Source organism: Ruegeria sp. SATB045 (assembly GCF_059613525.1).
Genome location: NZ_JBXWSR010000021.1, coordinates 147,381 through 173,323 on the forward strand (window position 1 = coordinate 147,381; position 25,943 = coordinate 173,323).

At 54.8% G+C, this 25,943-nt stretch carries 27 protein-coding genes and 1 other RNA gene; 13 read left to right on the forward strand and 15 right to left on the reverse strand.

Annotated elements, in window-relative coordinates; genetic code table 11:
- The first annotated feature begins 35 nt into the window (after positions 1-35).
- The 6 genes from AC2FNR_RS12260 (at position 36) to AC2FNR_RS12285 (ending at position 3,977) form a co-directional block, all read left to right on the forward strand.
- On the forward strand, positions 36-767 hold the full coding sequence (locus tag AC2FNR_RS12260; RefSeq protein WP_170354115.1) for a FadR/GntR family transcriptional regulator: 732 nt from the start codon (positions 36-38) through the stop codon (positions 765-767).
- Positions 768-777: 10 nt separating this feature from the next.
- Positions 778-1,140 (forward strand): DUF4345 family protein, encoded by a 363-nt coding sequence (locus AC2FNR_RS12265; RefSeq protein ID WP_170751115.1) that lies wholly within the window; start codon positions 778-780, stop codon positions 1,138-1,140.
- Between the two features lie 35 nt (positions 1,141-1,175).
- Positions 1,176-1,522, forward strand: a transfer-messenger RNA (tmRNA) gene (ssrA, locus tag AC2FNR_RS12270).
- A 91-nt stretch (positions 1,523-1,613) separates the two neighbouring features.
- Complete coding sequence (locus AC2FNR_RS12275; RefSeq protein ID WP_170751113.1) at positions 1,614-2,045, forward strand: ester cyclase; 432 nt, start codon at positions 1,614-1,616, stop codon at positions 2,043-2,045.
- A gap of 147 nt (positions 2,046-2,192) precedes the next feature.
- The gene (gene chrA, locus AC2FNR_RS12280; RefSeq protein ID WP_496849220.1) at positions 2,193-3,446 is read left to right on the forward strand and encodes a chromate efflux transporter; all 1,254 of its coding nucleotides are present in this window, start codon (positions 2,193-2,195) and stop codon (positions 3,444-3,446) included.
- A 75-nt stretch (positions 3,447-3,521) separates the two neighbouring features.
- Entirely contained in the window at positions 3,522-3,977 is a 456-nt protein-coding gene (locus AC2FNR_RS12285; protein WP_496849221.1) for an SspB family protein, read from the forward strand.
- 8 nt (positions 3,978-3,985) lie between these two features.
- On the opposite strand, the gene AC2FNR_RS12290 is transcribed toward AC2FNR_RS12285, so the two are convergent.
- Positions 3,986-4,549: a hypothetical protein gene (locus tag AC2FNR_RS12290; RefSeq protein ID WP_496849222.1), complete on the reverse strand. Its 564-nt coding sequence runs from the start codon at positions 4,547-4,549 to the stop codon at positions 3,986-3,988.
- Positions 4,550-4,755: 206 nt separating this feature from the next.
- Between AC2FNR_RS12290 and fumC the strand changes: the two genes are divergently transcribed.
- The 4 genes from fumC to AC2FNR_RS12310 all read left to right on the forward strand — a co-directional run bounded on the left by fumC (position 4,756) and on the right by AC2FNR_RS12310 (position 7,206).
- Positions 4,756-6,150 carry a class II fumarate hydratase gene (gene fumC, locus AC2FNR_RS12295; RefSeq protein ID WP_496849223.1) on the forward strand — a complete coding sequence of 465 codons (1,395 nt, stop codon included), beginning with the start codon at positions 4,756-4,758 and terminating at the stop codon, positions 6,148-6,150.
- Positions 6,150-6,326: a DUF4169 family protein gene (locus tag AC2FNR_RS12300; protein ID WP_480865474.1), complete on the forward strand. Its 177-nt coding sequence runs from the start codon at positions 6,150-6,152 to the stop codon at positions 6,324-6,326. Before fumC ends, AC2FNR_RS12300 begins: the two co-directional genes overlap by 1 nt.
- The gene (locus AC2FNR_RS12305; protein WP_496849224.1) at positions 6,323-6,538 is read left to right on the forward strand and encodes a ribbon-helix-helix domain-containing protein; all 216 of its coding nucleotides are present in this window, start codon (positions 6,323-6,325) and stop codon (positions 6,536-6,538) included. The genes AC2FNR_RS12300 and AC2FNR_RS12305 overlap by 4 nt, the downstream gene beginning before the upstream one ends.
- A 65-nt stretch (positions 6,539-6,603) precedes the next feature.
- A complete protein-coding gene (locus AC2FNR_RS12310; protein ID WP_480865473.1) occupies positions 6,604-7,206 on the forward strand; it encodes a DNA-3-methyladenine glycosylase I in 603 nt (200 codons plus the stop codon).
- Between the two features lie 6 nt (positions 7,207-7,212).
- Here AC2FNR_RS12310 and AC2FNR_RS12315 read toward each other — a convergent pair whose 3' ends face one another.
- From AC2FNR_RS12315 to AC2FNR_RS12330, 4 genes are all read right to left on the reverse strand, one after another.
- Positions 7,213-8,094: a fructose bisphosphate aldolase gene (locus tag AC2FNR_RS12315; RefSeq protein ID WP_480865471.1), complete on the reverse strand. Its 882-nt coding sequence runs from the start codon at positions 8,092-8,094 to the stop codon at positions 7,213-7,215.
- A 72-nt stretch (positions 8,095-8,166) separates the two neighbouring features.
- Complete coding sequence (locus AC2FNR_RS12320; RefSeq protein ID WP_496849225.1) at positions 8,167-9,516, reverse strand: cytochrome P450; 1,350 nt, start codon at positions 9,514-9,516, stop codon at positions 8,167-8,169.
- Complete coding sequence (locus AC2FNR_RS12325) at positions 9,513-10,727, reverse strand: hypothetical protein (protein WP_496849226.1); 1,215 nt, start codon at positions 10,725-10,727, stop codon at positions 9,513-9,515. The genes AC2FNR_RS12320 and AC2FNR_RS12325 overlap by 4 nt, the downstream gene beginning before the upstream one ends.
- A gap of 63 nt (positions 10,728-10,790) precedes the next feature.
- Positions 10,791-11,543, reverse strand: coding sequence for a cytochrome c biogenesis CcdA family protein (locus tag AC2FNR_RS12330; RefSeq protein WP_496849227.1), 753 nt, complete (start codon positions 11,541-11,543; stop codon positions 10,791-10,793).
- A 105-nt stretch (positions 11,544-11,648) separates the two neighbouring features.
- Between AC2FNR_RS12330 and AC2FNR_RS12335 the strand changes: the two genes are divergently transcribed.
- A complete protein-coding gene (locus AC2FNR_RS12335; RefSeq protein WP_170751096.1) occupies positions 11,649-11,882 on the forward strand; it encodes a sulfurtransferase TusA family protein in 234 nt (77 codons plus the stop codon).
- 53 nt (positions 11,883-11,935) lie between these two features.
- Here AC2FNR_RS12335 and AC2FNR_RS12340 read toward each other — a convergent pair whose 3' ends face one another.
- The 7 genes from AC2FNR_RS12340 to purC form a co-directional block, all read right to left on the reverse strand.
- Entirely contained in the window at positions 11,936-14,731 is a 2,796-nt protein-coding gene (locus AC2FNR_RS12340; RefSeq protein WP_496849228.1) for an Rne/Rng family ribonuclease, read from the reverse strand.
- Positions 14,732-15,246: 515 nt separating this feature from the next.
- Complete coding sequence (locus AC2FNR_RS12345) at positions 15,247-16,581, reverse strand: sigma-54-dependent transcriptional regulator (RefSeq protein ID WP_496849229.1); 1,335 nt, start codon at positions 16,579-16,581, stop codon at positions 15,247-15,249.
- A gap of 12 nt (positions 16,582-16,593) precedes the next feature.
- Positions 16,594-18,372 carry a sensor histidine kinase gene (locus tag AC2FNR_RS12350; protein WP_496849231.1) on the reverse strand — a complete coding sequence of 593 codons (1,779 nt, stop codon included), beginning with the start codon at positions 18,370-18,372 and terminating at the stop codon, positions 16,594-16,596.
- A 36-nt stretch (positions 18,373-18,408) separates the two neighbouring features.
- Positions 18,409-19,077: a phosphoribosylformylglycinamidine synthase subunit PurQ gene (gene purQ, locus AC2FNR_RS12355; protein WP_170354099.1), complete on the reverse strand. Its 669-nt coding sequence runs from the start codon at positions 19,075-19,077 to the stop codon at positions 18,409-18,411.
- Positions 19,078-19,100: 23 nt separating this feature from the next.
- The gene (gene purS / locus AC2FNR_RS12360) at positions 19,101-19,331 is read right to left on the reverse strand and encodes a phosphoribosylformylglycinamidine synthase subunit PurS (protein WP_170374301.1); all 231 of its coding nucleotides are present in this window, start codon (positions 19,329-19,331) and stop codon (positions 19,101-19,103) included.
- Between the two features lie 113 nt (positions 19,332-19,444).
- Positions 19,445-20,104, reverse strand: coding sequence for a MarC family protein (locus tag AC2FNR_RS12365; protein WP_353389634.1), 660 nt, complete (start codon positions 20,102-20,104; stop codon positions 19,445-19,447).
- A gap of 128 nt (positions 20,105-20,232) precedes the next feature.
- Positions 20,233-20,988: a phosphoribosylaminoimidazolesuccinocarboxamide synthase gene (gene purC / locus AC2FNR_RS12370; protein WP_353389633.1), complete on the reverse strand. Its 756-nt coding sequence runs from the start codon at positions 20,986-20,988 to the stop codon at positions 20,233-20,235.
- Positions 20,989-21,173: 185 nt separating this feature from the next.
- Between purC and AC2FNR_RS12375 the strand changes: the two genes are divergently transcribed.
- A complete protein-coding gene (locus tag AC2FNR_RS12375; protein ID WP_170751086.1) occupies positions 21,174-21,491 on the forward strand; it encodes a DUF1476 domain-containing protein in 318 nt (105 codons plus the stop codon).
- A gap of 117 nt (positions 21,492-21,608) precedes the next feature.
- On the forward strand, positions 21,609-22,622 hold the full coding sequence (bmt, locus tag AC2FNR_RS12380) for a betaine--homocysteine S-methyltransferase (RefSeq protein WP_496849234.1): 1,014 nt from the start codon (positions 21,609-21,611) through the stop codon (positions 22,620-22,622).
- A 3-nt stretch (positions 22,623-22,625) separates the two neighbouring features.
- On the opposite strand, the gene AC2FNR_RS12385 is transcribed toward bmt, so the two are convergent.
- The 3 genes from AC2FNR_RS12385 to AC2FNR_RS12395 form a co-directional block, all read right to left on the reverse strand.
- Positions 22,626-23,402, reverse strand: coding sequence for an enoyl-CoA hydratase-related protein (locus AC2FNR_RS12385; protein ID WP_170354093.1), 777 nt, complete (start codon positions 23,400-23,402; stop codon positions 22,626-22,628).
- Positions 23,403-23,477: 75 nt separating this feature from the next.
- Positions 23,478-23,933, reverse strand: a complete 456-nt coding sequence (locus tag AC2FNR_RS12390; protein WP_170751080.1) for a cytochrome c-type biogenesis protein — start codon at positions 23,931-23,933, stop codon at positions 23,478-23,480.
- On the reverse strand, positions 23,930-25,894 hold the full coding sequence (locus AC2FNR_RS12395; protein WP_353389628.1) for a heme lyase CcmF/NrfE family subunit: 1,965 nt from the start codon (positions 25,892-25,894) through the stop codon (positions 23,930-23,932). Before AC2FNR_RS12395 ends, AC2FNR_RS12390 begins: the two co-directional genes overlap by 4 nt.
- Between the last annotated feature and the right edge of the window lie 49 nt (positions 25,895-25,943).

A 25,943-nucleotide genomic window follows, 5' to 3' on the forward strand; every position in this document is an offset into this window, starting at 1 on the left:
CAGACAAATAAAAAAACACAGGCGGTCACAGGATTATGAAAATCGACCCTCGGAAACCTGCAGATTTATCTGCACAAATCGCACAAGCGATACGCGACGCCATCGTATCAGGCGAATTGATCGTTGATGAACGTCTGCCGTCCGAAGCCGAACTTGCCGATCAGTTTGAGGTCTCGCGCCCCACGGTTCGTGAAGCGCTGAAAAGACTTGCGGCTCAGTCTCTTATTCGTACGCAACGTGGTGCTACCGGTGGCGCTTTTGTCAATCGCCTGAGTTTCGAAGACGCCTATTCCCAACAGATTACAACCTCAACCTTACTGTTGTCGATGAACACTGTCAGTTTCGATACTGCTTGCGAAGCGCGCTATGCACTGGAACGGGCCTGCGCTCGCCTTTCGTCGGAACGTCGGACGGCCGATCAGCTGGCCACGATGCGCGCCGAAATCTTCAGACAAGCACAGCCGGGCCTGACGGACGAAGCCTTCTGCGCCTCAGACGTGGCCTTTCACCGCGCTTTGGTCGACGGCGCCGGAAACCCCGTCCTGTCCTATCAGCTGGCCGGAGCAGTCGAGGCGATGCAACCGCTTATGAACATGATCACCTTTACGGCCAGATCCCGAGAAGAGATCATTTCGCTGCATACGCAGATCGCGGATGCCTTGGAGCGCGGTGATGTGGAAGAAGTTGACGATAGCCTTTTAAGGCTCGAGAAATACACAAGAAAACTGGCGCGCGATGTCGCCGAAAAAAAGCGTAAACCAGCTTGATGAGGAACAGATGGTACCGGTCCTTAATATTGTCGCAGCCTTACTAACTATTGCCTTTGGTCTGTTCGGCTTTCTTGCACCGGCGTGGACAGCAGCTTCGTTGGATTTAGCACCAACAAGCAGCACCATGGGCCTAAGTGAGATGCGCGCATCGGTGGGAGGGCTTTTCGTCGTAACCGGGATAGCAGTTCTGTGGCTTAACGCGCCCATGGCTTATACGATGCTGGGTGTTGTTTACGCGGGCGCGGCACTCGGGCGGTTTGTGTCAGTCCTTTTGGACAACCCGCCTTTGATCAAAGCAGTGACATTCGGTGGAATCGAGGCTGTTCTGGCTATTTGGTTGATTTTGGCCAACCTAAACAAAACAACGTAAGTATCTGTTCTGGCGCGCTTCACCCGAAAAACTCGGGAATTGCATCCCGATAGCACCTCACCTATATAGAACAGGTCCTTCGGGACTATGGACATAAACGCGCTCGTAATAAGCGGATCGGACCCGGGGGCGGTACCCGGCGGCTCCACCATAAACCTTCGTTTGGGGTGTTTGGGGCCGAAATAGGATCGACGAACGTCTAAAGGGGTTAGCTTTGTCTCGGCTGTCTGCCACCGTTATCGGCGAAACTAGTACAATTGCAAACGACAATCGTGCTCCGGTTGCAGTTGCTGCGTAAGCAGTAGCAAGACCGAAACTTAAGCCCTTGCGCCTAGCCGCGTAAGGCGGGGTTCGCAGGTACCTGGCAACAGAAACCTGCATTTTCCCCAATATGTTTTTCTACTGTCTTTCCGGCGTTCAGACTTTTTTCACTCCTTTTGCGCATGCTTGACCCACAATAAAGGAGAGCTGAGATGTCTCACGCAAAGGTGCTCAGAGAATGGTATTCCGAAGTCTGGGAAAAGGGGAATACCGATGCCATTGATACCTATTTTGCGCCGGAAACAATGGCCGAAGGGCTGATTCCTGAAATGCAGGTAGGTGCTGACGAATTCCGAGACCTCGTGATAGCTTTTCGGCATATCCTGGGCGAAATCGAAGTCGACATGCCCAAAATCGTTGAAGATGGGGATTGGGTGTCAGCTATCATTCATCTGCGTACCACACGCGCCGACAACGGCGCTCCGTTGCAGGCGACCGGTAGTATGATGGGCCGGATTAGAGATAATCGCGTGGTTGAGGTCTATAATCAGTTCGACTTCATCTCACTGTTTGAGCAGCTTGGCCAGTTTCCTCAGGATACCTTACCCATATGTATGACGGGTCAGAGGTTGGATTGGGCGTAAACCGCAGTTCCAATCTTTAAGCTGCGCTGTTTCCCCAACAACTCTGAACCCGCCCTGACAATTCTTGTCTGATCCCTGCTAAAAGCCTGTAAAGCATGACGGTATCCGGATAGAAGACCCGCATAACAGGTCAGCGGATCAAAAACCATGGCGCCAAACACAGCGGAAATGATCAAAGTGTTCGGGCGCATCGGTCTTTTATCTTTTGGCGGCCCTGCAGCGCAGATTTCCCTAATGCATCAGGAGTTGGTCGAGGAACGTTCATGGTTGGACGAGCAAACATTCTTGCGCGCGCTCTCGTTGTGTATGTTGCTTCCCGGCCCAGAGGCAATGCAGTTGGCAACCTACGCAGGCTGGCGGCTACGTGGCGTTTTGGGCGGGTTGATTGCCGGCTTTCTGTTCGTTCTGCCCGGAGCTCTGGTTATTGCGGTGCTGGTGTCACTTTACGCGAATTACGGCGCGCTTCCGCTTGTGCAATCCGGGTTCTTGGGGATCAAAGCTGCGGTGATCATCATTGTTTTGCATGCTCTTAGAAACCTGTCCCGAAAAGCGCTGAAAGATACCGAGCATATTGGCGTTGCCGCTCTGAGTTTTCTGTCGATCTTTCTTCTTAACCTGCCTTTTCCATTGATAATCGTGGCCGCCGCAGTTTGGGGGTATTTTTGGTTCCAGAGCGACAGCCAAACTCGGACAATGAATAAGGTCGATGCTCCAACAGGATATATTCGGACCGGACTGACCTGGGTGACACTTTGGTTGGCGCCTTTGATTTTGCTTAGTCTGACGGGTCAGAAATTACTGGCGGACCTCGGCTGGTTCTTCGCACGTCTTGCAGTTGTGACCTTTGGCGGCGCTTACGCAGTGTTGGCGTATATGACCCAAACGGTCGTGGACAAGTACCAATGGATTAGCACACCGCAGATGATTGATGCACTTGGATTGGCCGAAACGACTCCAGGTCCTTTGATTTTAGTGACCCAATTCGTGGCTATGCTTACCGGTCAGGCGGATGGAGGGTTTCCACTTGCCCTCGCGGCCGGTGCAGTTGCGCTTTGGGCAACATTCGTCCCATGCTTTTTATGGATTTTCATGGCCGCACCTTATCTGGATCACCTCGCAAGCCGCCCAAGATTGTCAGCGGCTCTGAACGGAATCACAGCAGCGGTCGTAGGTGTGATTCTCAATTTGTCGGTGTGGTTCGGCTTAAATGTGCTGTTCCACAATGTCCCGCAGAAAGCATGGGGTTTCTTTTCGTTTCCTTGGCCTGACTATGCATCCGCGAACCTGATCGCTTTGTGTCTTGTAGTGCTGGCTTGGGTGTTGATATTTAAATTCAAATTTGGCATGGGGCGAACATTGGCCATGATGGCGGCGGCCGGAATAGCCTCTCACTTCCTTTGAACAATCCGCCTAATCGTGGTCTTTCGTTTCCGGCGAAATCGCTTATGCTTAGAACATCAATTTTGAGGAAGACACATGTCGCAGGACATTGATTACGGGAACCTTATGCACACGGCGATGCGTGGGCTAATCAAGAAGGTTCTGACAAGCGTTTCGAAAAACGGCCTGCCAGGGGCGCATCATTTCTTTATTACCTTCGACACCCAACAAGATGGGGTGGAATTAGCTGACTGGCTGCGCGACAGATATCCCGATGAAATGACAATCGTCGTGCAGCATTGGTTTGAAAACCTAGAGGTCGGCGACAAGGGGTTCGCGATCACACTGAATTTTGGCGACGCGCCTGAGCCGCTATATATCCCTTATTCGTCTATCAAAACGTTTGTTGACCCCTCGGTCGAGTTTGGTTTGCGCTTCGAAAGCCCGGAAGAGGAAGAGGTTGCTCAATTCATCGAAGACGCTATCGAAATTGAAGAAGAAGAAGAGCAACACGACGCCGACGTCGTTTCGCTCGACAGCTTTCGCAAATAACCGCTCGATTATTGACGCTTTAGAAAAGTCTCGACTGATCGGGACTTCACTCCGTTTCTGAACCGCGAAAACGACAGATTCAGACCGCCTTCGGTCAGCGTTCGATCGTATTGCTGCAGCTCGTAGCCACCGTTTTCGTCGATGAACAAGGAAAAAACTGTCATTGTTTGCCCATCGATCCGGCCCCATACGAACGGTTCGCCCTGCATCGGATCCAAAGGCACTTCGTGTCCAAAGACATTACGTCTCATTGCGGCAGAAAATACGTCTGTACGCTCGGACTCTTTGAAATCAATGGAAAACGACTGCTCTTTTATCCGACCGTCTGCTTTGTAGGTCGTTGTTTTCCAACTGACATTAAACCCATCTTTAAGTTCGTGGATCGAGACGCTCATGTCCCTGGGGACTTCACCTCCATCCGCGTCCACCATGTTTGCAGAGCCAACATAGTCACCAACAAAGGGGGCGATTTCGTCAGAAAGAACAGGTTGAGACGAAAGTATAACGCACACGAGCGCAACAACAGAGAACGTGAGCATTTTTAGGGCAAGTAGCCGTTCTGAAAGTAACACGAGACTCTCCGCAACATTGACTAACTTATTCTAGCCCACCTGTTAGCACGCACAATGGGTCGAATTGTAATCCCCTAAATAAAATGAAGCATTTGTCGATCTATACCTTTGTGAACCATAAGTTTAAGGTGCGCGAAACTGCCCGATTGCACGGTGGCGTAGTGGCAGGTAAATGGCATACGACTGTATACAAGACGGAGTGACAGATGTCCCAGACCCGCACAGAATCCGACAGCTTTGGCCCGCTGGAGGTTCCTTCGGAAAAATATTGGGGTGCTCAGACCCAGCGCTCCATCATGAATTTCCCCATTGGATGGGAGAAACAGCCTGTGGCCATCGTGCGGGCATTAGGCGTTATCAAAAAAGCCTGCGCAATGGAGAACAAGGCGACCGGTAAACTGGACGCTCGGATCGCTGACGCCATCATTCAGGCAGCCGGAGAAGTCTTCGAAGGCAAGTTCGACGACAACTTCCCACTGGTCGTGTGGCAAACCGGGTCGGGAACTCAGTCCAACATGAACTCAAACGAGGTCATCGCGAACCGTGCGATCGAGATTCTGGGCGGCGTTATTGGATCCAAGGATCCCGTGCACCCCAATGACCATTGCAACATGGGACAATCTTCGAACGACACCTTCCCCACCGCCATGCACATCGCAACAGCCATGAGCGTGCGTGACGTTCTGTTGCCTGGGCTCGAAAAGCTAGCCTTGGGGTTGGAGCGGAAATCCGAGGAATTCAAAGATATTATCAAGATCGGGCGGACTCATACACAAGACGCAACGCCGCTGACTCTGGGTCAGGAATTCGGTGGCTACGCCCATCAGATCCGTCAGGGGATCGAGCGCGTAAAGGCCGCTATGCCTGGTATCTATGAGCTAGCTCAGGGTGGCACAGCCGTGGGCACCGGTTTGAACACTCAAAACGGCTGGGGCGAAGCCGTTGCAGCAAATATGGCCGAGATAACCGGCCTGCCCTTCGTGACCGCGCCTAACAAGTTTGAGGCGCTGGCCGCGCATGACGCCATGGTCTTTTTGTCGGGCGCTTTGGCGACAATCGCGGGTAGCTGTTATAAAATTGCCAACGATATCCGTCTGTTGGGATCGGGTCCTCGTTCAGGTCTGGGCGAATTGATCTTGCCGGAAAACGAACCGGGTTCGTCAATTATGCCCGGCAAAGTGAACCCCACACAGGCCGAGGCACTGACACAGGTCGCGGCGCATGTCATGGGCAATGACGCCGCAGTAAAGTTTGCCGGTAGTCAGGGCCACTTCGAGTTGAATGTTTACAACCCGATGATGTCCTACAACCTGTTGCAGTCAATCCAGCTTTTGGGCGATGCCGCCGATAGCTTTACCGAACGGATGCTACTGGGCATTCAGGCAAACGAGCCGCGCATTGAAAAGCTGATGAAGGAGTCGCTGATGCTGGTGACGGCTCTGGCGCCCACCATCGGCTATGACAACGCCACGACGGTTGCAAAGACTGCGCATAAGAACGGCACGACCCTCAAGGAAGAGGCCATCGCCCTGGGTTTTGTGGACGAAGCGACATTTGACGCCGTGGTCCGCCCCGAGCAAATGATCGGTCCAAAGGACTGATGAGTAAGCCGGTCAATCTGAACCGGTACCGAAAGGAAAAAGCGCGGGCTGAAAAGAAGGCCCGCGCCGACCAGAATGCTATTACCTTTGGGCGTAAAAAGCCTGAAAGAGATGCAGCCGAGAAAGTACTGAACAAGCAACGCCGCGACTTGGACAACCATGAGTTGGAGGAATGAGCGGCCGCCCCGTCAAACGGTCCCTGACCCTGAAGGGACACCGTACTTCGGTATCGCTCGAGGATGAGTTCTGGCAGGCATTCCGTGACATTGCCAAAGTAAAGGATATTCCAATCAATGCGCTAGCGGCTGAAATTGACGTGTCTCGTGATCCTGAAATCGGCTTGGCATCGGCAATTCGTGTATACATTTTGAACTGGTATCGCGCCTGATATTGGGTGCTTGATTTAAAACTACCGGGCTGTGTATGCTCGACCGGAACAAAAGTGGTACATACATGAGCCAGACTACACAAGGACCGGACGGTCAGCCTCGCTGCAAATGGTGCCAGGCCGCGCCTGAGTTTTTCGATTATCATGACAACGAATGGGGATATCCCGTTGCGGATGACCAACGCTTGTTCGAAAAGCTATGTCTCGAAAGTTTTCAATCCGGGTTGAGCTGGCGGACAATCCTATCCAAGCGCGAGAATTTTCGGAGAGCGTTTAAACAATTCGAAATCAACGCTGTAGCGGCGTTTGATGATGCAGACATTGAACGTCTTTTGCACGATGAAGGAATTGTCCGACATCGCGGCAAAATTCAAGCCGTCATAAATAACGCCCAATGCGCACAATGTCTGATCACTGAGTACGGATCACTTGCTGCTTATGTCTGGCAGTATGAGGCAGATATGCCACCCGAGCCTCAGACAGCGTCAACCTCGGCTGAGTCTGTGGCCATGTCCAAGGATCTTAAAAAGAGAGGTTGGAAATTCGTTGGGCCAACCACTGTTTTTGCGTTCATGCAAGCGATGGGGCTTGTAAATGATCACGCAAATGGATGCGTCATGCGCGAAAAAGCGGCGCAGATGCGCCGCAATTTCATTGCGCCAACGTAGATCTGTTTAAATCGACGCGCGGTAGATTTTCTCGATATTCCCACCCAGAGCTGCGTTGAACTCATCATTCGATTGCTTTTTCGACAGTCCCTCAGTCAAAGCACGCGAGAAAGATGCGATCATTTTACCGTTCTGTCCCAACAAATCGCAGGCTTGTTCTGTTGAATATCCGCCCGACAAAGCAACCACACGCACCACGCGTGGATGATCGGCAACGGCGTCATACAGGTTCGCATTGGTGGGGATCGTCAATTTCAACATCACATCCTGTCCCTCGTCCAATTGATCAAGGTTTTTCAGGATCTCGGCCTTCAGAATGTCTTCGGCCTCGGCTTTGGATGCCGAATTGATGTTCACCTCAGGCTCGATGATCGGAACCATATCAGCCGCTATCACTTCCCGCGCAATGTCGAATTGTTGCGCAACTACAGCTGCGATGCCCTCGGCATTGGCTTCATGAATAACCGAGCGTTCTTTGGTTCCAAACACGCCCGACGCCTTCGCTAGGGTGTCGGCCAGACCAGGGATCGGCTTCATCATCTGAACACCATTCGCCTCGTCCTCTAACCCTTTGTCGATCTTGAGAAAAGGAACGATGCGCTTTTCCGACCAAAGGAAATCAGCGACTTTTCGGCCATTAATTTCTTCACCCAGAGTCCGTTCGAACAGGATGGCTCCGATAACTTTTTCATTGGTGAAATCATCTGCCAGGATAATCCGGGCGCGCATCTTCTGAATTTCCCCAAACATCTCCTCGTCCGAGGAATAGTCTGAAGCCTCAACCCCATAGAGTGCCAGCGCTTTGGGAGTCGAGCCGCCGCTTTGATCCAGTGCTGCAATAAAGCCAGCTCCATTGGACATTTGCTCGCGCTGTTCTGATTTGGACATATGATATTCCCGTTCGAAATGATTCCGCTGTTTTCAACCGCATACAGCATGGCGCATCGCGATGGTAGTTTGTTAGCGCTCAACGATGCGCAACCAAATTCCGTCTTTCGACCGGACAGTCAGATGCGCTACCGGAATCGGCGTTTTGCCCTCGATTAACTCGAACCGGAAGTGCTGCAGCAATTTGGACAGGATCAATGGGCCCTCGATCATGGCAAATCCAGCGCCCGAGCACACACGAGGACCAGCTGAGAACGGAATGAAGGCTTCTCGCTGGCAACGCTTGCCGTTTTCCGTGGCCCATCTGTTCGGATCAAACTCATCCGGATGATCCCAAAGGCGTTCGTGCCGGTGAACATGCCACGGGCTGATAACGATTTGAGCCCCTTTTGGAACGTCGCGGTCGCGAAAGCGTTCGGGGCACGTAGTTTCCCGCACCATCATAGGGACAGGCGGATAAAGTCGGAGCGTCTCGCGAAAGACATCTCTGCTCAGCTTTAGTTTCGACATCTCCGAGATATCGGAGAGATTTACAGCCTGAGCTTCGGCAGCAAGCTTATCTTGCCACTCTGGGTATAAGGCCATCAGGTACAACGCCCAAGCCAGAGCTGAGGCGCTTGTTTCATGGCCTGCCAGAAAGAAAATCGCAACTTGGTCGACCATCTCATTTGTGTCGAAACATGTCCCGGTCTCAGGGTCCGGAGTCGTCATGATTTTAGTTGCCAGATCGTTGGGCGCACATCCTCGCGCAATTAATTCAGCACGTTGTTGCGTCAGCTTCCCAATCAAAGCCCTTATTTCATTTGCGTTTTTTCGAGTTCTTGAAGAATGGAACCGAGGCATCCACCGTGGTAGCGGAACAAATGCGGCCAGGTTCAACAAGGGTTGCTGGCGTTGGTAATCCCTGAACTTCTGAAAGACTTGCGCTGCGACTTCATGTTCGATCGGCATTGAGAATAAGGTTCGAAAGATAACATCGGCGGCGGCATGGCTTGTTAACTCTTCACATTCGATATCGGTGCCGACCAGAGGGCGTATTCGTCGCACTGCTGCTTCCGCGGCCTGAAGCATCGCAGGGAACGTATCTTTAAGCCGTCCCCCCTCAAACGCCGGGTCGATGATCCTGCGTTGTCGTTTCCACGTTTCACCATTGGTTAAAAAAACAGACTCTCCTAAAAGTGGTCGTAAGCCTTCGCTGATGCGTTCAGATTTAGGAAAACCTTCCGCTCGTTTTTTCAAAACAGTTTCAACAAGTTCAGGCTGGTTCATCATGTATGAACGGAAGAACGGAGTCCGAAACTCGGCCATCCATGCGCGATACAGGCGTTGCGGTTGTGCGGAAAGGATATCTTGACGAAACAGCTTGAGGTACCGCCACAGCGAAACATGGTTTGGGCGTGAGGGCGGCTTTGGCGGAATCACAGCATCACCGTCCGGTGCTTTGAGACTGCGATATCGATACGAGACTTAGACGAACTACGTTCGCGGAATCTCTGGGCCAAAGACTGAGGTCCGGCCGTGATGCGGAAATAGTCGTACGCCCCGACACGATCAAAGGCGCACAAATACTGAAAATGAAGACGAAAGAAACGCCACCGCAAAGCCTGCCAACGCTCTGGCGAAAGTGTTTGCGTGAATGCTGCCGACAAGACCAAGGGCCATTTTTTACTTTCGGTTGCGACGCCGGAAACGCCGACAGGGTCGCAAAGAGCAAAAGAACATCCGTCACCCGGAGCCGATACGTCCACCCAGGTGAGATTGTACTGAACGGAAAGAAATTGAAGATCTGTCCGCAACTCTTTGGCATTTGGGAGAAACGACACCATTGGCACGACCTGACCCAAGGATAGGAAAGATAGAGCTGGTCGGAAACCTGTGTCCGGTGCACTCCTGATTACATCAGCCAGAACTGAGACCCCGATATGTGCGCCGGAACTGTGGCCAACAACCAAGACTTCATCCACGTCCGTAACCAACGCCTGCTTAATAAGTTCGGTGAATTCGGTCATGCGTTTTCGCAAAGCGGCGGGCGTTTCACCCTTTAAACTCGCCGAATAGGCGTAGTCGTGCATCAGATAATAAGCGAATAGCTTGTTGTCGATCTTTTGAAACCAACGCAAAAGCAGGCAGAACGTCAGAATGGCTGGGGCAATGGCAAAGAGGTCAAAAAACTGGCTACCGCCTTTCCAGATGCCCCAAGCGATGGCCAGTGCTGCGGCCAGCTGGAATACAAGCATCGCAAACGGATAAAGTGCAGCGATTACAGGCCCCTTGCGTAAACGCATCAGTCGTCCAAATGTCCCACTCGCAAGGTAAATCCACGCGGTTCTAACCAGTTGCACATAAGTCGCAACAACCGAGTTGGACATGCTGTCCCTGACAATATCCGACCAGACCAACACCTGAATCTGTGTCTCAACCTCGGTTCCGTCTTGTTCCGAATGGACATGCCATCCAAAGGGACCGTCCCCCATTTTGGCTGAAACCGATATCTGATATCCTGACAACGCGGACTGCGCCGCCCCTTCCGAGCGGTACAGTTCGCGGTATCTGCGAGGATGTATAGGATCATAACCGGGAATGTAAAACACCCGGCGCCGTTTGACCTGCTCTTGGTTTTCGTGACTGTTCATAGTCTTACCTTCTGCTGCGCAGATTAGCGCAGCGTTATCATCAAGGTAAGTCAGATCAGTACTTTAGCCAAAATTTGCCAGCGCCGGGAAAGCTTCCAGCAACCACCAGCTAAACTCGGTGAACAACCCGGTGATTAACATGATGCCAACGAACAGCAACAACCCACCCATCACTTTTTCGATTGTCGCCATATGAGGCTTGATCTTGTTCATAACGGTCATCGAGCGGTTAAGGAACATTGCAGCCAGCAAGAACGGTATGCCGAGTCCCGCGGCGTAAACACCCAAGAGCAACGTTCCACGGGCAACCGAGGCTTCAGACGCCGCCAAGGACAGGATCGCGCCAAGCTGAGGACCGATACACGGCGTCCATCCAAAAGCGAAAGCCAGTCCGAGGATGTAAGCTCCAAAAACAGAACCGCCCGAATCTCCGGTTTCGATCCGCGCTTCACGGTCCAGGAACGGGATGCGGAAGACATTCAGAAAGTGAAGACCGAACACAATCACCACAGCACCTGAAAGCTTCGCGAAAAGCACTTGGTTTTGCAGGACAAACGCGCCAAAGGCCGAGGCCGTGAAGCCCAGTAACAGGAAGACAGTCGACAAGCCGAGCACAAAGAACAATGCGGTCAGCGTCGCTTTGCGCCGCGCCGTAGTCTGGTCCTGCATTTCGTTGATCGACACACCGCTCATATAGGCAAGATACGGTGGCACGATCGGCAAGACACACGGCGAAAGGAAACTAATCAGTCCGCCCAGCATCGCGATGAACATGGCGGGCAGCAGGCCCGCGTCGATGATATCTATTCCAAACATAATTCAGCACATATGGTATGATGTGGCGAACGTCACGAGGCCATTCAGTCACATCCTCGTGGTTGCACGCTGGACACCCGGTCAAAGTGGAAATATTTCATCTCTATGTCAAACCCAACTGAAACTCTCGACGCCTTGGGCCTGCTATGTCCCCTGCCCGTTCTAAAGGCCAGAAAACGTTTGAAATCAATGCCCTCCGGGGCAGTTCTGCGTGTTCTGGCCGACGATCCTGCTGCGATTATTGACGTCCCGCATTTCTGCAGCGAAAGCGGTCACCACTTGCTTTCGCAAGAAGAAACCGAAGGCCATCAAGTCTACCTGATCCAGAAAAAAGGCTAAGTTTAAGACGCGAATGTTACAAAAAAGGCGGGCTCTTTCGCCCGCCTTTTTGTTTATTGTCCCAGTGACCACCATCCGCGCCGCTTGGGCTTCGCCGGTTCTGCGGGTTCCTCGGCAACGACCTCAAGTACCGGCTCTTCTGTTACTGGTTCCGGTTCCGGCGCTACCTCCGGTGCCTGGCTTTCCTCTGCGACTGCTGCTACAGGCTCTTCCGCCTCCGCCTCCGCCTCGGGTGCCTCAGTGCTTTCAGCAACAATATCGTCAGCGAGTTCGACTTCATTCGAATCCGCCGGTGCAGCCGATTCCTTTACGGTTTCTTCCACCACTTCAGTTTGCACCTCAGCAGACTCAACCGACTCGCCTTCGGCATCAACCGGTGTGGTTTCCTTCTTTTTACGACGTGGCGCTCGGCGGCGTTTAGGCTTAGCCTCTTCCTCGCCGCTTTCCGCCGGAACGGACTCTGCAGCGTCTGTTTCGTCTACTTCGACCGGTGCTTCTTCTTCTCCAGTGGGCGCCTCTGCGGCCTCAACGTCATCTGCGCTCACCTCAGCCGTTTCGCCATTTCCATTGCCCTTCTTGCGGCGGCGGCGGCGGCGCTTGCGCTTGGGCTTGGCTTCTTCGTCTGTCTGAGGCGTTTCGTCTTCGACCTTTTCCTCTTCATCCGCGTCTACAAGATCCATCAGCGATGCATCTACGGAAACGACCGGCGCTGTCGCTTCGGGTACAATCCGGCTTGCAGTCTTGAACTTCTCCATCGAGAAATCCGGACTGACCAGATGGATATCCCCTTCCACACGAACTGAAAGACCATAGCGCGACTCGATTTGGGCGATATGCTCACGTTTCTGGTTCATCAGGAAATTCGCGATGCTGACGGGGCAGCGCACCAAAACCTCGCGCGAGCGGCGCCGCGTACCTTCTTCTTCGATCTGACGCAAAATGGTCAACGCCATGTTGTCGTCCGAACGGATCAGCCCAGTTCCATGACAGGATGGGCAAGGCTGCGTCGTTGCTTCCAGCATACCCGGGCGCAACCGCTGGCGACTCATCTCAAGCAGGCCGAAGCCGGAAATACGACCAACCTGAATGCGTGCCCGATCCGTTTTCAACTTATCCTTAAGGCGCTTTTCGACGGCCGAGTTATTCTTGCGCTCGTCCATGTCGATAAAGTCGATGACAATCAGACCGGCCAAGTCGCGCAGGCGCAACTGGCGCGCCACTTCTTCGGCCGCTTCGAGATTTGTCTTGAGCGCGGTTTCCTCGATCGAACCTTCCTTGGTCGCGCGACCCGAGTTCACGTCGATTGCGACCAACGCTTCGGTTACACCGATTACGATGTAGCCACCCGATTTCAACTGCACAGTCGGGTTGAACATCCCGGCCAGATAGCTTTCCACCTGATAGCGCGCAAACAGCGGCAAAGCATCCTCATACCGTTTCACGTTCTTGGCATGGGACGGCATGATCATCTTCATGAAGTCCTTGGCGATGCGGTACCCGCCCTCGCCTTCGACCAGCACCTCGTCGATATCGCGATTGTACAAATCGCGGATCGAGCGTTTGATCAGGTCGCCCTCTTCATAGATCTTGGCCGGCGCTATGGACTTGAGCGTCAACTCGCGGATCTGCTCCCACATACGCTGCAGGTATTCGTAGTCACGTTTGATCTCGGACTTGGTCCGTTTGGCCCCAGCGGTCCGAATGATCAGGCCGGCACCTGTCGGCACGTCGATATCGGCCGCGATCTCTTTCAGTTTCTTGCGGTCCGGCGCGTTAGTGATCTTGCGGCTGATACCGCCCCCCCGCGCTGTGTTTGGCATCAAGACGCAATAGCGACCGGCCAACGAGAGATACGTGGTCAGCGCTGCGCCCTTGTTGCCACGCTCTTCTTTGACGACCTGAACCAGCAGAACCTGCCGGACCTTGATCACCTCTTGGATTTTGTACCGGCGCGGGCGCGGCTTGCGCGGAGGGCGAATGTCTTCGCTATCATCCTCATCCGCAACAGATTCGATCGTGTCGTCTTTTGCGGTAGCATCCGCGCGGGCTTCGGTATCGTCCGGCTCATCGGAGTCAGCCTTGCTTTCAGCTTGCTCAGTGTCGGCATCCGCCGGCGCGTCTTCCGACGCAACAGCGCTGGCGTCGGGTTGAGTATCAACCTGACCCGCCTCGTCGGTGGAGGATGTTTCCAAGTCCTCTGCTTGGGTCTCTTCACCCGCCGAAACCGCGGCAACTTCTTCCTCTACGGTGGGGTCGGCACTTTCCGGTTCGTCTGCGGCTGCTACAGTTTCCGCATCCAGTGCTTCCAAGTCGTCGAGCGGTTCCTCAACGGGAGTGTCCGCCACGTGATCCGCTGGGGAAGTCCCTTCGGGCACAGCCATCTCGGGTTGTTCGTCGCCCTCATCCAGATCAATCGTTTCCATACCCGAGGGTTCCGAAGACACCTCAAGCGTCTCGACTGCATCATCCGATTTAACATCGGCAGCCTTGGTCCGCGACCGCGAACGGCGTTTCTTGGGCTTGGATTCTTCCGCCTCATCCCGAGCCCTCATGGCCTCGGCATAAGCGCGCTCTTCCTCCATCAGCGCTTCACGATCGGCAACTGGGATTTGGTAGTAGTCGGGATGAATTTCGGAAAACGCCAGAAAACCGTGCCGGTTTCCGCCGTAATCCACAAAAGCCGCCTGCAAAGACGGCTCAACCCGCGTTACTTTTGCTAGATAGATGTTGCCAGCAAGCTGGCGTTTGTTTTCGGACTCAAAATCGAACTCCTCGACCTTGTTTCCATCGACCACCACAACCCGAGTCTCCTCGGTGTGGGTGGCATCGATAAGCATTTTCTTAGCCATGTGTCCTTGGTGCACCGCGCCAAACGCGTTGTCCTGACCCGTCCAGGCGGACAGGCACTTTTGGGGAGGTGTCTTGTACGGGCGATTTCGGACGGCGCGCGGCAGGGTCTGGCGCTGTGGCCCCCTGCCCGTATAGTCAATCGTTGCGCGCGCGTCATCGCGGTTCTTCTCCGACAGACGCGCCTTGACGCTGTCTGCCCATTATATTCCTTTCGCCCGCATCCACGGGCTCAGGCGTTCAACTGCCCCGGTTCGGGGCACAATCGGTCTGCGCGGCCTGTGTGGGATTAGGTCACCACCTGCGGCGTTGCAGCGAAACTCAAAGATTCGGGACTTTTGGGCACCAAAAACGGCCCGGCCCGTTCAGGTACAATAAAAGCAGTCCTGTGGAAAAGACAATGGGCAAACTGCAATCCCTGCACTTCAGACAACAGGGATCGCTTCATCTGGCCAAAAATATCTCGGGGGTGAATTGAGCTGAAGGCTCAAGAGGGGGCTGGCCCCCCTCTCTTCCGTCACAAGTAGTCCGAACGTTGCAGCCCGTATTTGGCCATCTTCTCGTTCAACGTTCGCCGCGGCAAACACAGCTCGTCCATCACAGACGCGATCGAGCCTTTATGACGGCGCATAGTATTGTCGATCAGCATCCGTTCGAACGCCTCAACATATTCCTTCAGGGGCTTGCCTTCCGTTGTCATGACGGGTTGCATTTCTTCATGATCCGACATGAGCAAAGAGGCAATCGTTCCAGAGCCGCGACGCGATTGCAAAACTGCGCGCTCGGCGATGTTGATCAGTTGTCGCACATTCCCCGGCCAAGGCGCCTGCAACAACTGCGCGGCCTCTTGTGCACTGACTTGCGGCGCATCACAGCCATATTCTTCGGCGAATTGTTCGCTCAGGCGGGTGAACAATGTCAGGATATCTTCGCCGCGCTGGCGCAGCGGCGGCATGGTGATACGCAACGCCGCCAGCCGATAGAACAAGTCCGGCCGCAGAACATCTTCAGAGGTCTTACCGGCTTCCTGAAGGTTCGAGATCGCGATAATCCGCGTCTCGGCAGGCGTACCCTGATCATTCATCACGCTCAGCAAGCGCGCTTGCAGCGTATCGCTTAGCGCTTCAACGTCTTCCAGAACCAAGGTACCGCCGCGCGCTTCTTCAACGGCAGGCAGTTGCGCGTCCTCGGGCATCATGGGGCCGAACAACCGTTTGGAAAGCGCCTCTTCTTCCAGGGCCGCACAAGAAATCAGAACGAATTTCTTACCGGCCCGACTGCCCACCGCATGCAGGGCGTGCGCCGCCAAGGTCTTGCCGGTACCGGTTTCACCGTCGATCAGCACATGACCATCGGCCTGCCCCAGATCCAGAATATCCTCACGCAGGCGTTCCATGACCGGGCTGGCCCCGATCAGCTTGTTCATGATCTGGGTACCATCGGACAATTCTCGCCGCAGTGCCCGGTTGTCCAAGGTTAAGCGCCGGGCGTTGCTGGCACGTTTAGCCAGTTCCGACATCCGGTCGGGATTGAAGGGCTTTTCCAGAAAATCGAACGCGCCCACGCGCATGGCCTCCACAGCCATCGGCACATCCCCGTGCCCGGTAATCATGATCACCGGTAGCGTACTGTCCGCTCCCATGAGTTTTTTAAGCAACTGGATACCGTCCATTCCCGGCATCTTGATATCCGAAATAACGATCCCTGGATAATCCGGCCCCAGAACTTTGAGCGCATCTTCGGCGCTGGCAAACGTTTCCGTGTCATATCCTGACAGTGCCAGCCATTGACTGATTGACTGCCGCATATCCTGTTCGTCGTCCACAATGGCGATCTTCATGGCCTGTGCCATAGTTTTTCCCCGTTATTCCGCGGCCTCTAGGCCATCGCTTCCAAGTATAGGCAGCTGCATCTCGAACACCGCGCCCCCGTTGGGGCTGTTGCGCGCAGTCAGCCGTCCCCCATGGTCGTTCACGATCCCGGAGGAGATGGCAAGCCCCAGCCCGACGCCATCGCCCGGCTGCTTGGTGGTATAGAAAGGCTCGAACAGGTTTTCGATATCCTCGATTCCATGGCCATTGTCCCGCACCGTCAGCACCGCCATATCCCCTGCGGCCAGAATGATTTCTACATCCGGTTCAGATACTGATTTGGTGGCGTCCAGTGCATTACGCAAGAGGTTGACCATTACCTGCTCAATCCGCATTCGGTCCCCCAGTGCAAACACCGGTTCTTCGGGAAAAATCTGAGTGATCTTGACGTGTCGCTGACGCAATTGCGGCTCCATCATCGACAGGGCAGAAGCCAGCGCTTCGCCAAGATTTACAGGGGAAAACGCATCCGCGCCCTTCCGAGCATAGGATTTGAGCTGACGGGTTATCGCACCCATCCGCTCGATCAAACCGTCGATACGACCGAAGCTGGCCAGAGCTTCTTCGGGGCGGTTCCGGCGCAGCAGCAGGCGCGCGCCTGCCAGATAAGTTTTCATTGCAGCCAGAGGTTGATTAAGCTCGTGACTGACAGCGGCCGACATCTCGCCCAACGCGGCCAGTTTCGAGCTTTGCGCCAGCGTCTGTTCGGCAACTTCCAGCGTCTTTTCAACCCGTTCTCTCTCAGCGATTTCCCGCTGCAGGCGTGCATTCAATGCGCGAAGCTCTGCCGACTCGCGCTGAAACAGCGCCATGCGGAACGTCGCCCGGCGGCTGAGAGCGTAGAAAGCCAAAGCAAGAAGAATCGCAAACCCCATGATTTCCAGCGCAATTACACTGTTCACCTTTTCCCGGATGGACGAGTAAGTTGTGAAAGACGTGATCGTCCAACCACGGAACGGTATGCGTGAGTCCATACGCATAACAGCTTCGCCCTGCAGATAAGCATCCGGCGGCAGCGCAGTCCAATCAGCGGTTGCGCGGATCGCCCGCTCAATGGCGTTTTCGGGCGGTTGCCGCTGAATGGCAATGCTTTCCTCCAATCCGCGCCACCGCGGTTCGGTCGACAGAATGACCGTACCCGTACTATCTGCAACCATCACAGCATCAGAAATACCCGCCCAGGCGCGTTCGAATTTCTGCAAATCGACTTCAACGACGATGACGCCCAGAATATCTGCTCCAGAGTCCATGCGGCGCGAATAGACAAAACTGTATCCCCCCGCCTCATTCTCAATGACCGAAAAAATCGTGGCATTGGAACGAACAGCATCCACATAGTAAGGCGAGTTTCGATGCGCTTCGCCTAAGCGGTTCCTGTCGGTTGCAGCCACGGTCCGCCCGTCGCTGTCCAACAACATCAATGATGCGGCGCCGATCTCCTCGACAAACGAGATAAGGCGCTGAGTGGATAGGGTATAGTCGCTGGACTGAAGCGCCGATATCAGTGTCGGATCACGAGCCAGTAGTTGCGGAACAATCGCGTTCCGCCGCAGTTCGCTCAGCAAGTTTCCCGAATACAGCGCAAGGCGTACTTCGGCTCTGTTTCGGGTCGATTCAGTAAAACGATCCGTCAGCAAACGGTTGGTCACCCAAATCGTTCCAACGGTTGCAATCAAAAGGATCGAAACCGCGACACGCAGGCGCCACCCCAAAGGAGCGCCCCGGAACGGATTTTTGATAGAAGACCAGCCAGATTGGGTGTCGGAGCTCATGCCCGGAAACTACGCGGGCTTGAGTGCAACCTCAAGTCACGCCGGTGCTAAAACACCCGACAATGCGCGGAACAATGCCGTGCCGTCTGTGCCGCCGTGACCTTCGTCTGCAGCGCGCTCGGGGTGTGGCATCATGCCAAGAACGCGACGGTTTTCCGACAAGATGCCCGCGATATCGCCAACCGACCCATTGGGATTCTCGGTATAGGTGAACGCGATCCTGTCTTGATCACGAAGTGTGGACAGTGTTGCGTCATCGGCGAAATAGTTTCCATCATGGTGCGCAATCGGAATACCAATGACATCGCCGGCATTATAAGCGTTGGTGAAAGCACTGTCGCTGGTCTCAACCTTCAAGCCTACAGTCCGACAGATATATTTGAGCCCGGCATTTCGCAGCAAAGCGCCCGGAAGGATGCCGGTCTCAGTCAGGATTTGGAAGCCGTTACAAACACCAACCGCATAGCCACCGCGTTCAGTGTGTTCCACAACAGCTTTGCAGATCGGCGATTGCGCCGCGATAGCGCCACATCGCAGGTAGTCACCGTACGAGAAACCGCCGGGGACTCCGACGATATCGACGCCCTCGGGCAGAGACGCGTCTTTGTGCCAGACCATGTCGACCTGAAAACCGGCTTGTTCAAAAGCGACGGCCAAATCCCGGTCACAGTTGGAACCGGGGAATACGATGACTGCAGCGCGCATGGCGGGGCCTCCGGAGGTAAGGGTCAGACCAGTTCGATCTCGTAGCGTTCGATGACCGTATTGGCCAACAGCTTTTCGCACATCTCGGTTACGTCTGCCTCGGTTGCACCTTCGGCCAATTCAAGGTCAATCACCTTGCCCTGACGTACGCCTTCGACCTGGTCAAAGCCCATGGCACCCAATGCGTGGCGCACGGCCTCGCCCTGTGGGTCGAGAACCCCATTCTTGAGCATCACATGCACACGTGCTTTCATTCCTGCAACTCCAGCTAAGGGCCAGCGGATACGGCCCGTTCCGTTGCGCGGGGGATAGCGCGCCTTTTGCCATTCGACAACCCTTGTCCGCACGCAGTTTGCCGCAGGCCGCGTCAGCTCTTGCCTGAAAGCCCCGGATAATGCGCGTCAATCGCGTTGAATGTCCCTGTCAGCACCATTTCAACGGCAACCGCGACAAGAATAATAGCCATGACCCGAGTGACCACATTTATCATCGTTGGCCCAAGAACGCGCGAAATCGGATCGGCGAACAACAAACCAAGCCCCACAATTGCGCAGGCTATAAGGACCGCTGAACCCAATGTTACAATCTCGGCCCCGTCTGGTAGGCTATGCGCAAACACGATGGTGGTTGCGATTGTACCGGGGCCAATAGTCAGGGGGATCGCCAAAGGCACAACGGCTATGTTGCTTTTCTTCGCCCCATCTTGCACGGCCTGCTGATCCCCCTTTGGCCGGTCCGATGCATTCAGCATAGACATGCCGACCCCGAGGATGATCAACCCGCCCGCAATTCGAAATGACGGGATGTCGATCCCGAAAACGGCCAGAATTTCTTCGCCAATCAAAACGGCAATCAATGCGACAGCGACAACCGTGGCAGTCACGATCAGCGCGACCCGTTTGCGCTCGGGTGCCGTGTAGCCATCGGTCATACCCAGGAAAATCGGGATACCGTACAACGGGTTGAAAATCGCGAGCAAAGCCGCAAGAAATTTCAGAAAAACTGCCTGGTCAAATAGTTCAGCCATTTCACGCCTTGCTTAGAATTACCTCGGCAGACAATGCGAGACAATCCATGGCACTGTCAAACGCCACCAACAAAAGAAAAAACGCCGCTTGACTAAGCGGCGTTTCGACTTGTCCTGAGGGCAGAGATTCAGTTGATCAGCGTCGGCTTGGTTACATTGCTTTTTGGCAAAACACCCAAACGACGGGCAACTTCGGAATAGGCATCTGTAAGATTGCCCAAATCTCTCCGAAACACATCTTTATCCAACTTTTGGCCACTTTCGATATCCCAAAGGCGACAGCTGTCAGGGCTGATTTCATCTGCAACGATCAAACGTTGATAATCGCCTTCGAAAACACGCCCGATCTCGATCTTGAAGTCGACCAGACGAATGCCAACGGCCAACATAATGCCGCTCATGAAATCATTTACGCGCAGCGCAAGGCTTAGAATATCGTCCATATCCTGCTGGCTGGCCCAGCCAAAAGCAGCGATGTGCTCTTCGGTCACCAGCGGATCACCCAGCGAGTCATCCTTATAGCAGTACTCGACGATGGGGCGCGGCAATTGAGTACCTTCGGCAATACCCAAACGTTTGGACATCGACCCTGCAGCATAGTTGCGCACGATGACTTCCAGCGGCACGATTTCACAGCTGCGCACCAATTGCTCACGCATATTCAGGCGGCGAATGAAATGTGTGGGCACGCCGATCTGGTTCAGGCCGTTCATGAAATATTCGCTCAGGCGGTTGTTAAGCACGCCTTTACCGTCGATCACGTCCTTCTTTTCCGCATTGAATGCGGTCGCGTCGTCCTTGAAGTACTGAACGATCGTACCCGGTTCGGGACCTTCATACAGAATTTTGGCCTTGCCTTCGTAGATTTTCTTGCGACGCGCCATAAGCGACCCTTCCAGACTGTGAAGCGAGAGATTTCCCACTTTGTTGCGCCCTCATAGTCCAAGCCCCCCTTTCCCGCAAGTTCAGTAAGCCGAGGGCCTTTGACGCAGCGCAAATCCCTTGCGTCGAAGCCTTGCTATGGTCATATCTGCAAAAGACAAGATGTAATCCAAGGGGTCCCCAACCAATGACCACATTTGACGAACGCGAAAACGCCTTTGAAGCGAAGTTTGCCCATGACGAAGAAATGCAGTTCAAAGCACAAGCACGCTGCAACAAACTGCTGGGTCTTTGGGCCGCAGAAAAGTTGGGAAAATCCGGCGAAGAGGCTGAAGCTTATGCCAAAACTGTCGTGATCGCCGATATGGAAGAGGCAGGCCACGAAGACGTCGTCCGCAAAGTGTCGGGTGACTTGGGATCACTGTCGTCTGACGATGAAATCCGCGCGAAAATGACTGAACTTCTACCCGAAGCCAAATCGCAAATCCTGAGCGAGGCGGATTAACCCTCTGCCCTTGAACTCATGATCTTCATGAGTTTTATGAGTTTGATTCGAAGCCCCGGTCATGAGACACGGGGCTTCTTATTTTTTTCGGCTCCGCCGACTTTTCGGGAACGCCCAATGACAAACGCGCTGACTGATCTTCTTGCCGCAAATGATGCCATCCTTGCCGACGGTGCAACCGGCACAAACTTGTTCAATATGGGATTGCAGTCCGGGGACGCACCAGAATTGTGGAATGTGGACGCGCCAGACAAGATACGGGCATTGTATCAGGGATCAGTTGATGCGGGCAGCGACCTGTTTCTGACCAACACGTTCGGTGGTACGTCAGCACGGCTTAAATTGCACGACGCCCAGAACCGTGTGGGTGAATTGAACCGTATTGGCGCCGAGCTTGGTCGCGAAGTTGCTGGCAAGGCGGGCCGGACGGTCGTTGTGGCTGGTTCGGTCGGTCCGACCGGTGAGATAATGGAACCTGTCGGAGCTCTGTCCCATGCCGGGGCGGTCGAAATGTTCCACGAACAGGCTGAAGCGTTGAAAGCGGGCGGCGCGGACGTCCTGTGGCTGGAAACGATCAGCGCCCCCGAGGAATTCCGCGCGGCGGCCGAGGCGTTTGCCCTTGCCGATATGCCCTGGTGTGGCACCATGAGCTTTGACACCGCCGGTCGCACCATGATGGGCGTCACGTCGGCCGACCTGGCGCAGCTGGTTGAGACCCTTCCAAACCCACCCGTCGCCTTTGGTGCAAATTGCGGCACCGGCGCATCGGACATCCTGCGCACGGTGCTGGGTTTTGCTGCGCAGGGCACAGAACGTCCTGTGATCTCGAAAGGGAATGCGGGCATTCCTAAATATGTGAATGGGCACATCCATTACGACGGTACACCCGAACTGATGGCGCAATACGCCGCAATGGCGCGTGATGCGGGTGCGACGATTGTTGGCGGTTGTTGTGGTACAATGCCTGACCACCTGCGCAAAATGCGCGAGGCGTTGGATAGCACGCCCCGTGGAACGCGCCCGACACTTGATCAGATTACTAATGCGCTGGGGCCGTTTTCGTCCGCCTCTGATGGCACCGGTGACGACGCGGTGCCAGAGCGCCGGACCCGCCGCCGCCGCCGCGCGTGAAGCTCAACGCCCTTCGAATTTCGGGGGGCGTTTTTGCATGAAGGCTACGACGCCCTCGGCAAAATCCCGAGACCGTCCGCATTCACCCTGAAGGTGGGCTTCGATCTCAAGCTGTTCACCCAGCGTCTTTTCGTAAGTCCCGCGGATCGCCTTTTTGATCGCGCCAAACCCAGCGGTCGGACCGCTGGCCAGATAGGCGGCTCGGCGTCGCCAATGGGCGTCGAAATCGGCATCCGGGACGGCCTCCCAGATCATGCCCCACTCATCGGCTTGCCGCGCGCTGATCTTGTCCGCAAACAGAGCGGCCCCCATCGCTTTGGCAAAGCCCATTTGGCGCGGGGTAAACCATGTCCCGCCAGCATCCGGCAACAAGCCGATCCGGGCAAAAGCCTGCAGGAAATAGGCGCTTTCCGTTGCAATCACTACATCCGCGCACAAGGCCATATTGCAACCAGCCCCCGCAGCCGGGCCGTTCACAGCGGCAATGGTGGGAACCGGACAGTTGTAGATCGTTTCGAGCATCGGCTCGTATTCATCCCGCAACGTGCGTTCGAGGTCGATTTTTCCTGTGGTCGAGGAATCGCCCAAGTCCTGTCCGGAACAGAACGCGGCCCCTGCCCCAGTAAGCACTACGGCGCGTGCATTGGCTGCCGCCTCTTTCATGGCATATGCAACTTCGGCCCGCATCTGGGCGGTCATCGCATTCATCTTGTCCGGTCGATTCAGGGTCACTACCGCCAAATCGTCCGAGATGTTCAGCAGCACGGTTTCATAATCCATCAGGTTCCCCCCCAAGCACTATTCTTGAGGACAAGCCTGACTTAATTCACAATCAAGGGAAAGACCGACCAAGGGTCAGTCCTTCAGAATTTGCTCTAACCGCTTCTTTTCAGCGTCGCTAAGCCCGTCAGTGTCCGCGGTCGCGTGCGCATCTGCGCGCTTTCGAAGGAAACTCCAACCCACCGCTGCAGCAATCAACAACATGATCGGTCCCGCAAGCCACAGCAGCAGGTTTGAACCAGTTATGGTAGGCTTCAACAGCACGTACTCCCCATAACGGTCTACAATGAAGCTGATTGCTTCTTCGTCGCTATCGCCCGCAACAAGCCGTTCCCGCAACAACAGGCGCAAATCCCGCGCCAGCCCGGCATTGCTTTCGTCAATACTTTCATTGCGACAGACCAAACAGCGCAAACCGGTACTCAGGTCACGTGCACGTTGCTCCAAGACCGGATCGTCCAGTACCTCGTCTGGCTGCACGGCGTATAAAGGCGACGCGATAATCGCCAGGATCAGGATCAGGCGTTTCATTCTGCTGGCACTCCGCCCGTTGGGGCCTTGCGTGCGCCTGCAGCCACGCGGAACCTTCTGTCGGACAGGCTAAGGAACCCACCCAAAGCCATCAGGATACAACCACCCCAGATCCAGTTTGCCAGAGGCTTGATGTAGGTTCGCATCACCCAGCCTCCGTCAGCCTGCTGATCGCCGATCACAACGTACAGGTCCCCTAAGAACCGGTAGTCGATCGCCGCTTCGGTCGTTGGCATTCTGGCAACAGGATAGTCCCGTTTTTCCGGGTGCAACATACCCATGGGGCGGCCGTTCTTTTCCACCCGAACATCGGCGGTGGTCGAGAAGTAGTTGGGCCCTTGCACGCGGCGGACATCGTCCAGTGTCAGGGTGAATTGACCAACCTCAAAAGGCTGACCAGGCTGCGCCACTCGGATATCCTCAACCTCCCACGCGGTCAGACCGGCAATGGCAAACATGGTCACGCCAAGCCCGGTATGCGCAACGGCTTTGCCCCAATCGGCTCCGGGCAGCCGGAACAGGCGACTTAGGCTTCCGTTGCGGCCTGTACGGCTCCACAAATCAACCGCAGCGCCAAAAGTGACCCACGCCCCAAGGAACAGACCAATAGGGCCAAGCGCGCTACGCCCCGTTTGCATGACCCAGACCAGTATCGCCAAAGCCACGGCCAATACAAAGGCGTAGCGAAGCGAATACGCCGCCTTGCCAATCTTGCCGCGTTTCCACGGCATCATTGCGCCCACAGGTAGAACGATCCCCAAAACGATCATGAAGGGTGTAAAGGCCGCATTGAAAAACGGTGCCCCGACCGAGAGTTTCCGGTCAAAAGCCATCTCGGCCACCATCGGCCACATGGTCCCGAAGAACACCACAAAGCAACTGACAGCCAACAAAATATTATTCAGTACCAGTGCGCTTTCACGGCTGACCATGCCAAAGACGCCCTTGGCCTCCATCGCTTGCGCGCGTGCGGCAAACAGCGTCAGCGCACCACCGATGAAGATGACCAAAATGAACAGGATAAAAACGCCGCGTTCCGGGTCGTTGGCGAAGGCATGAACCGAGGTCAGCAAACCCGAGCGCACGATGAACGTGCCAATCAACGAGAACCCGAACGCGATGATCGCCAACAGGATCGTCCAGCTTTTCAGCGCCTCGCGTTTTTCGACAACGATGGCGGAATGCAGCAACGCAGCAGCCAGAAGCCAAGGCATGAACGACGCATTCTCGACGGGATCCCAGAACCAGAACCCACCCCAACCCAGTTCGTAGTAGGCCCACCAAGACCCCAGCGCGATCCCAATAGTCAGAAAAACCCACGCCGCCAGTGTCCACGGGCGCACCCACCGACCCCACGCCGCGTCGATACGGCCTTCGATCAAGGCAGCAACGGCAAAGCTGAACGCCATGCTGAGACCCACGTAACCCAAGTACAAGAACGGAGGGTGGAACGCCAAACCGGGATCTTGCAGCAATGGGTTCAGGTCCCGCCCATCAAAGGGTGCAACAACAAGCCGGTCAAAGGGGTTCGATGTGAACAGGATAAAGGCATAGAACGCCACGCCAATAGCGGCTTGAACAGCCAGCACGCGCGCCTTCAGTGTAGGTGGCAAACCCGCCCCGAAAATCGCAGCCATCCCACCGAATATGGCCACGATATAGACCCACAACAACATGGACCCCTCATGGTTTCCCCATGTCCCGCTGATCTTGTAAAGCATTGGCTTAGCCGAATGACTGTTCTCGACCACGATGCGCAGCGAAAAATCCGATGTGGCAAAGGCCCAAACCAGCGCACTGAAAGAAAACGTCATGAGCACCAGTTGGGCCACCGCGGCGGTTTCCCCAAAAGTCATCCAACCTGTCCACCTTTTGGACGCGCCAACCAGCGGAATGACGGACTGCACGATCGCCACGAGAAAGGCGAGGATGAGGGCGTAGTGACCAAGCTCTGTAATCATGGCCCTGCATATAATCCTGTTGCAAAGGAAGCACCAATAACTTTCGCGT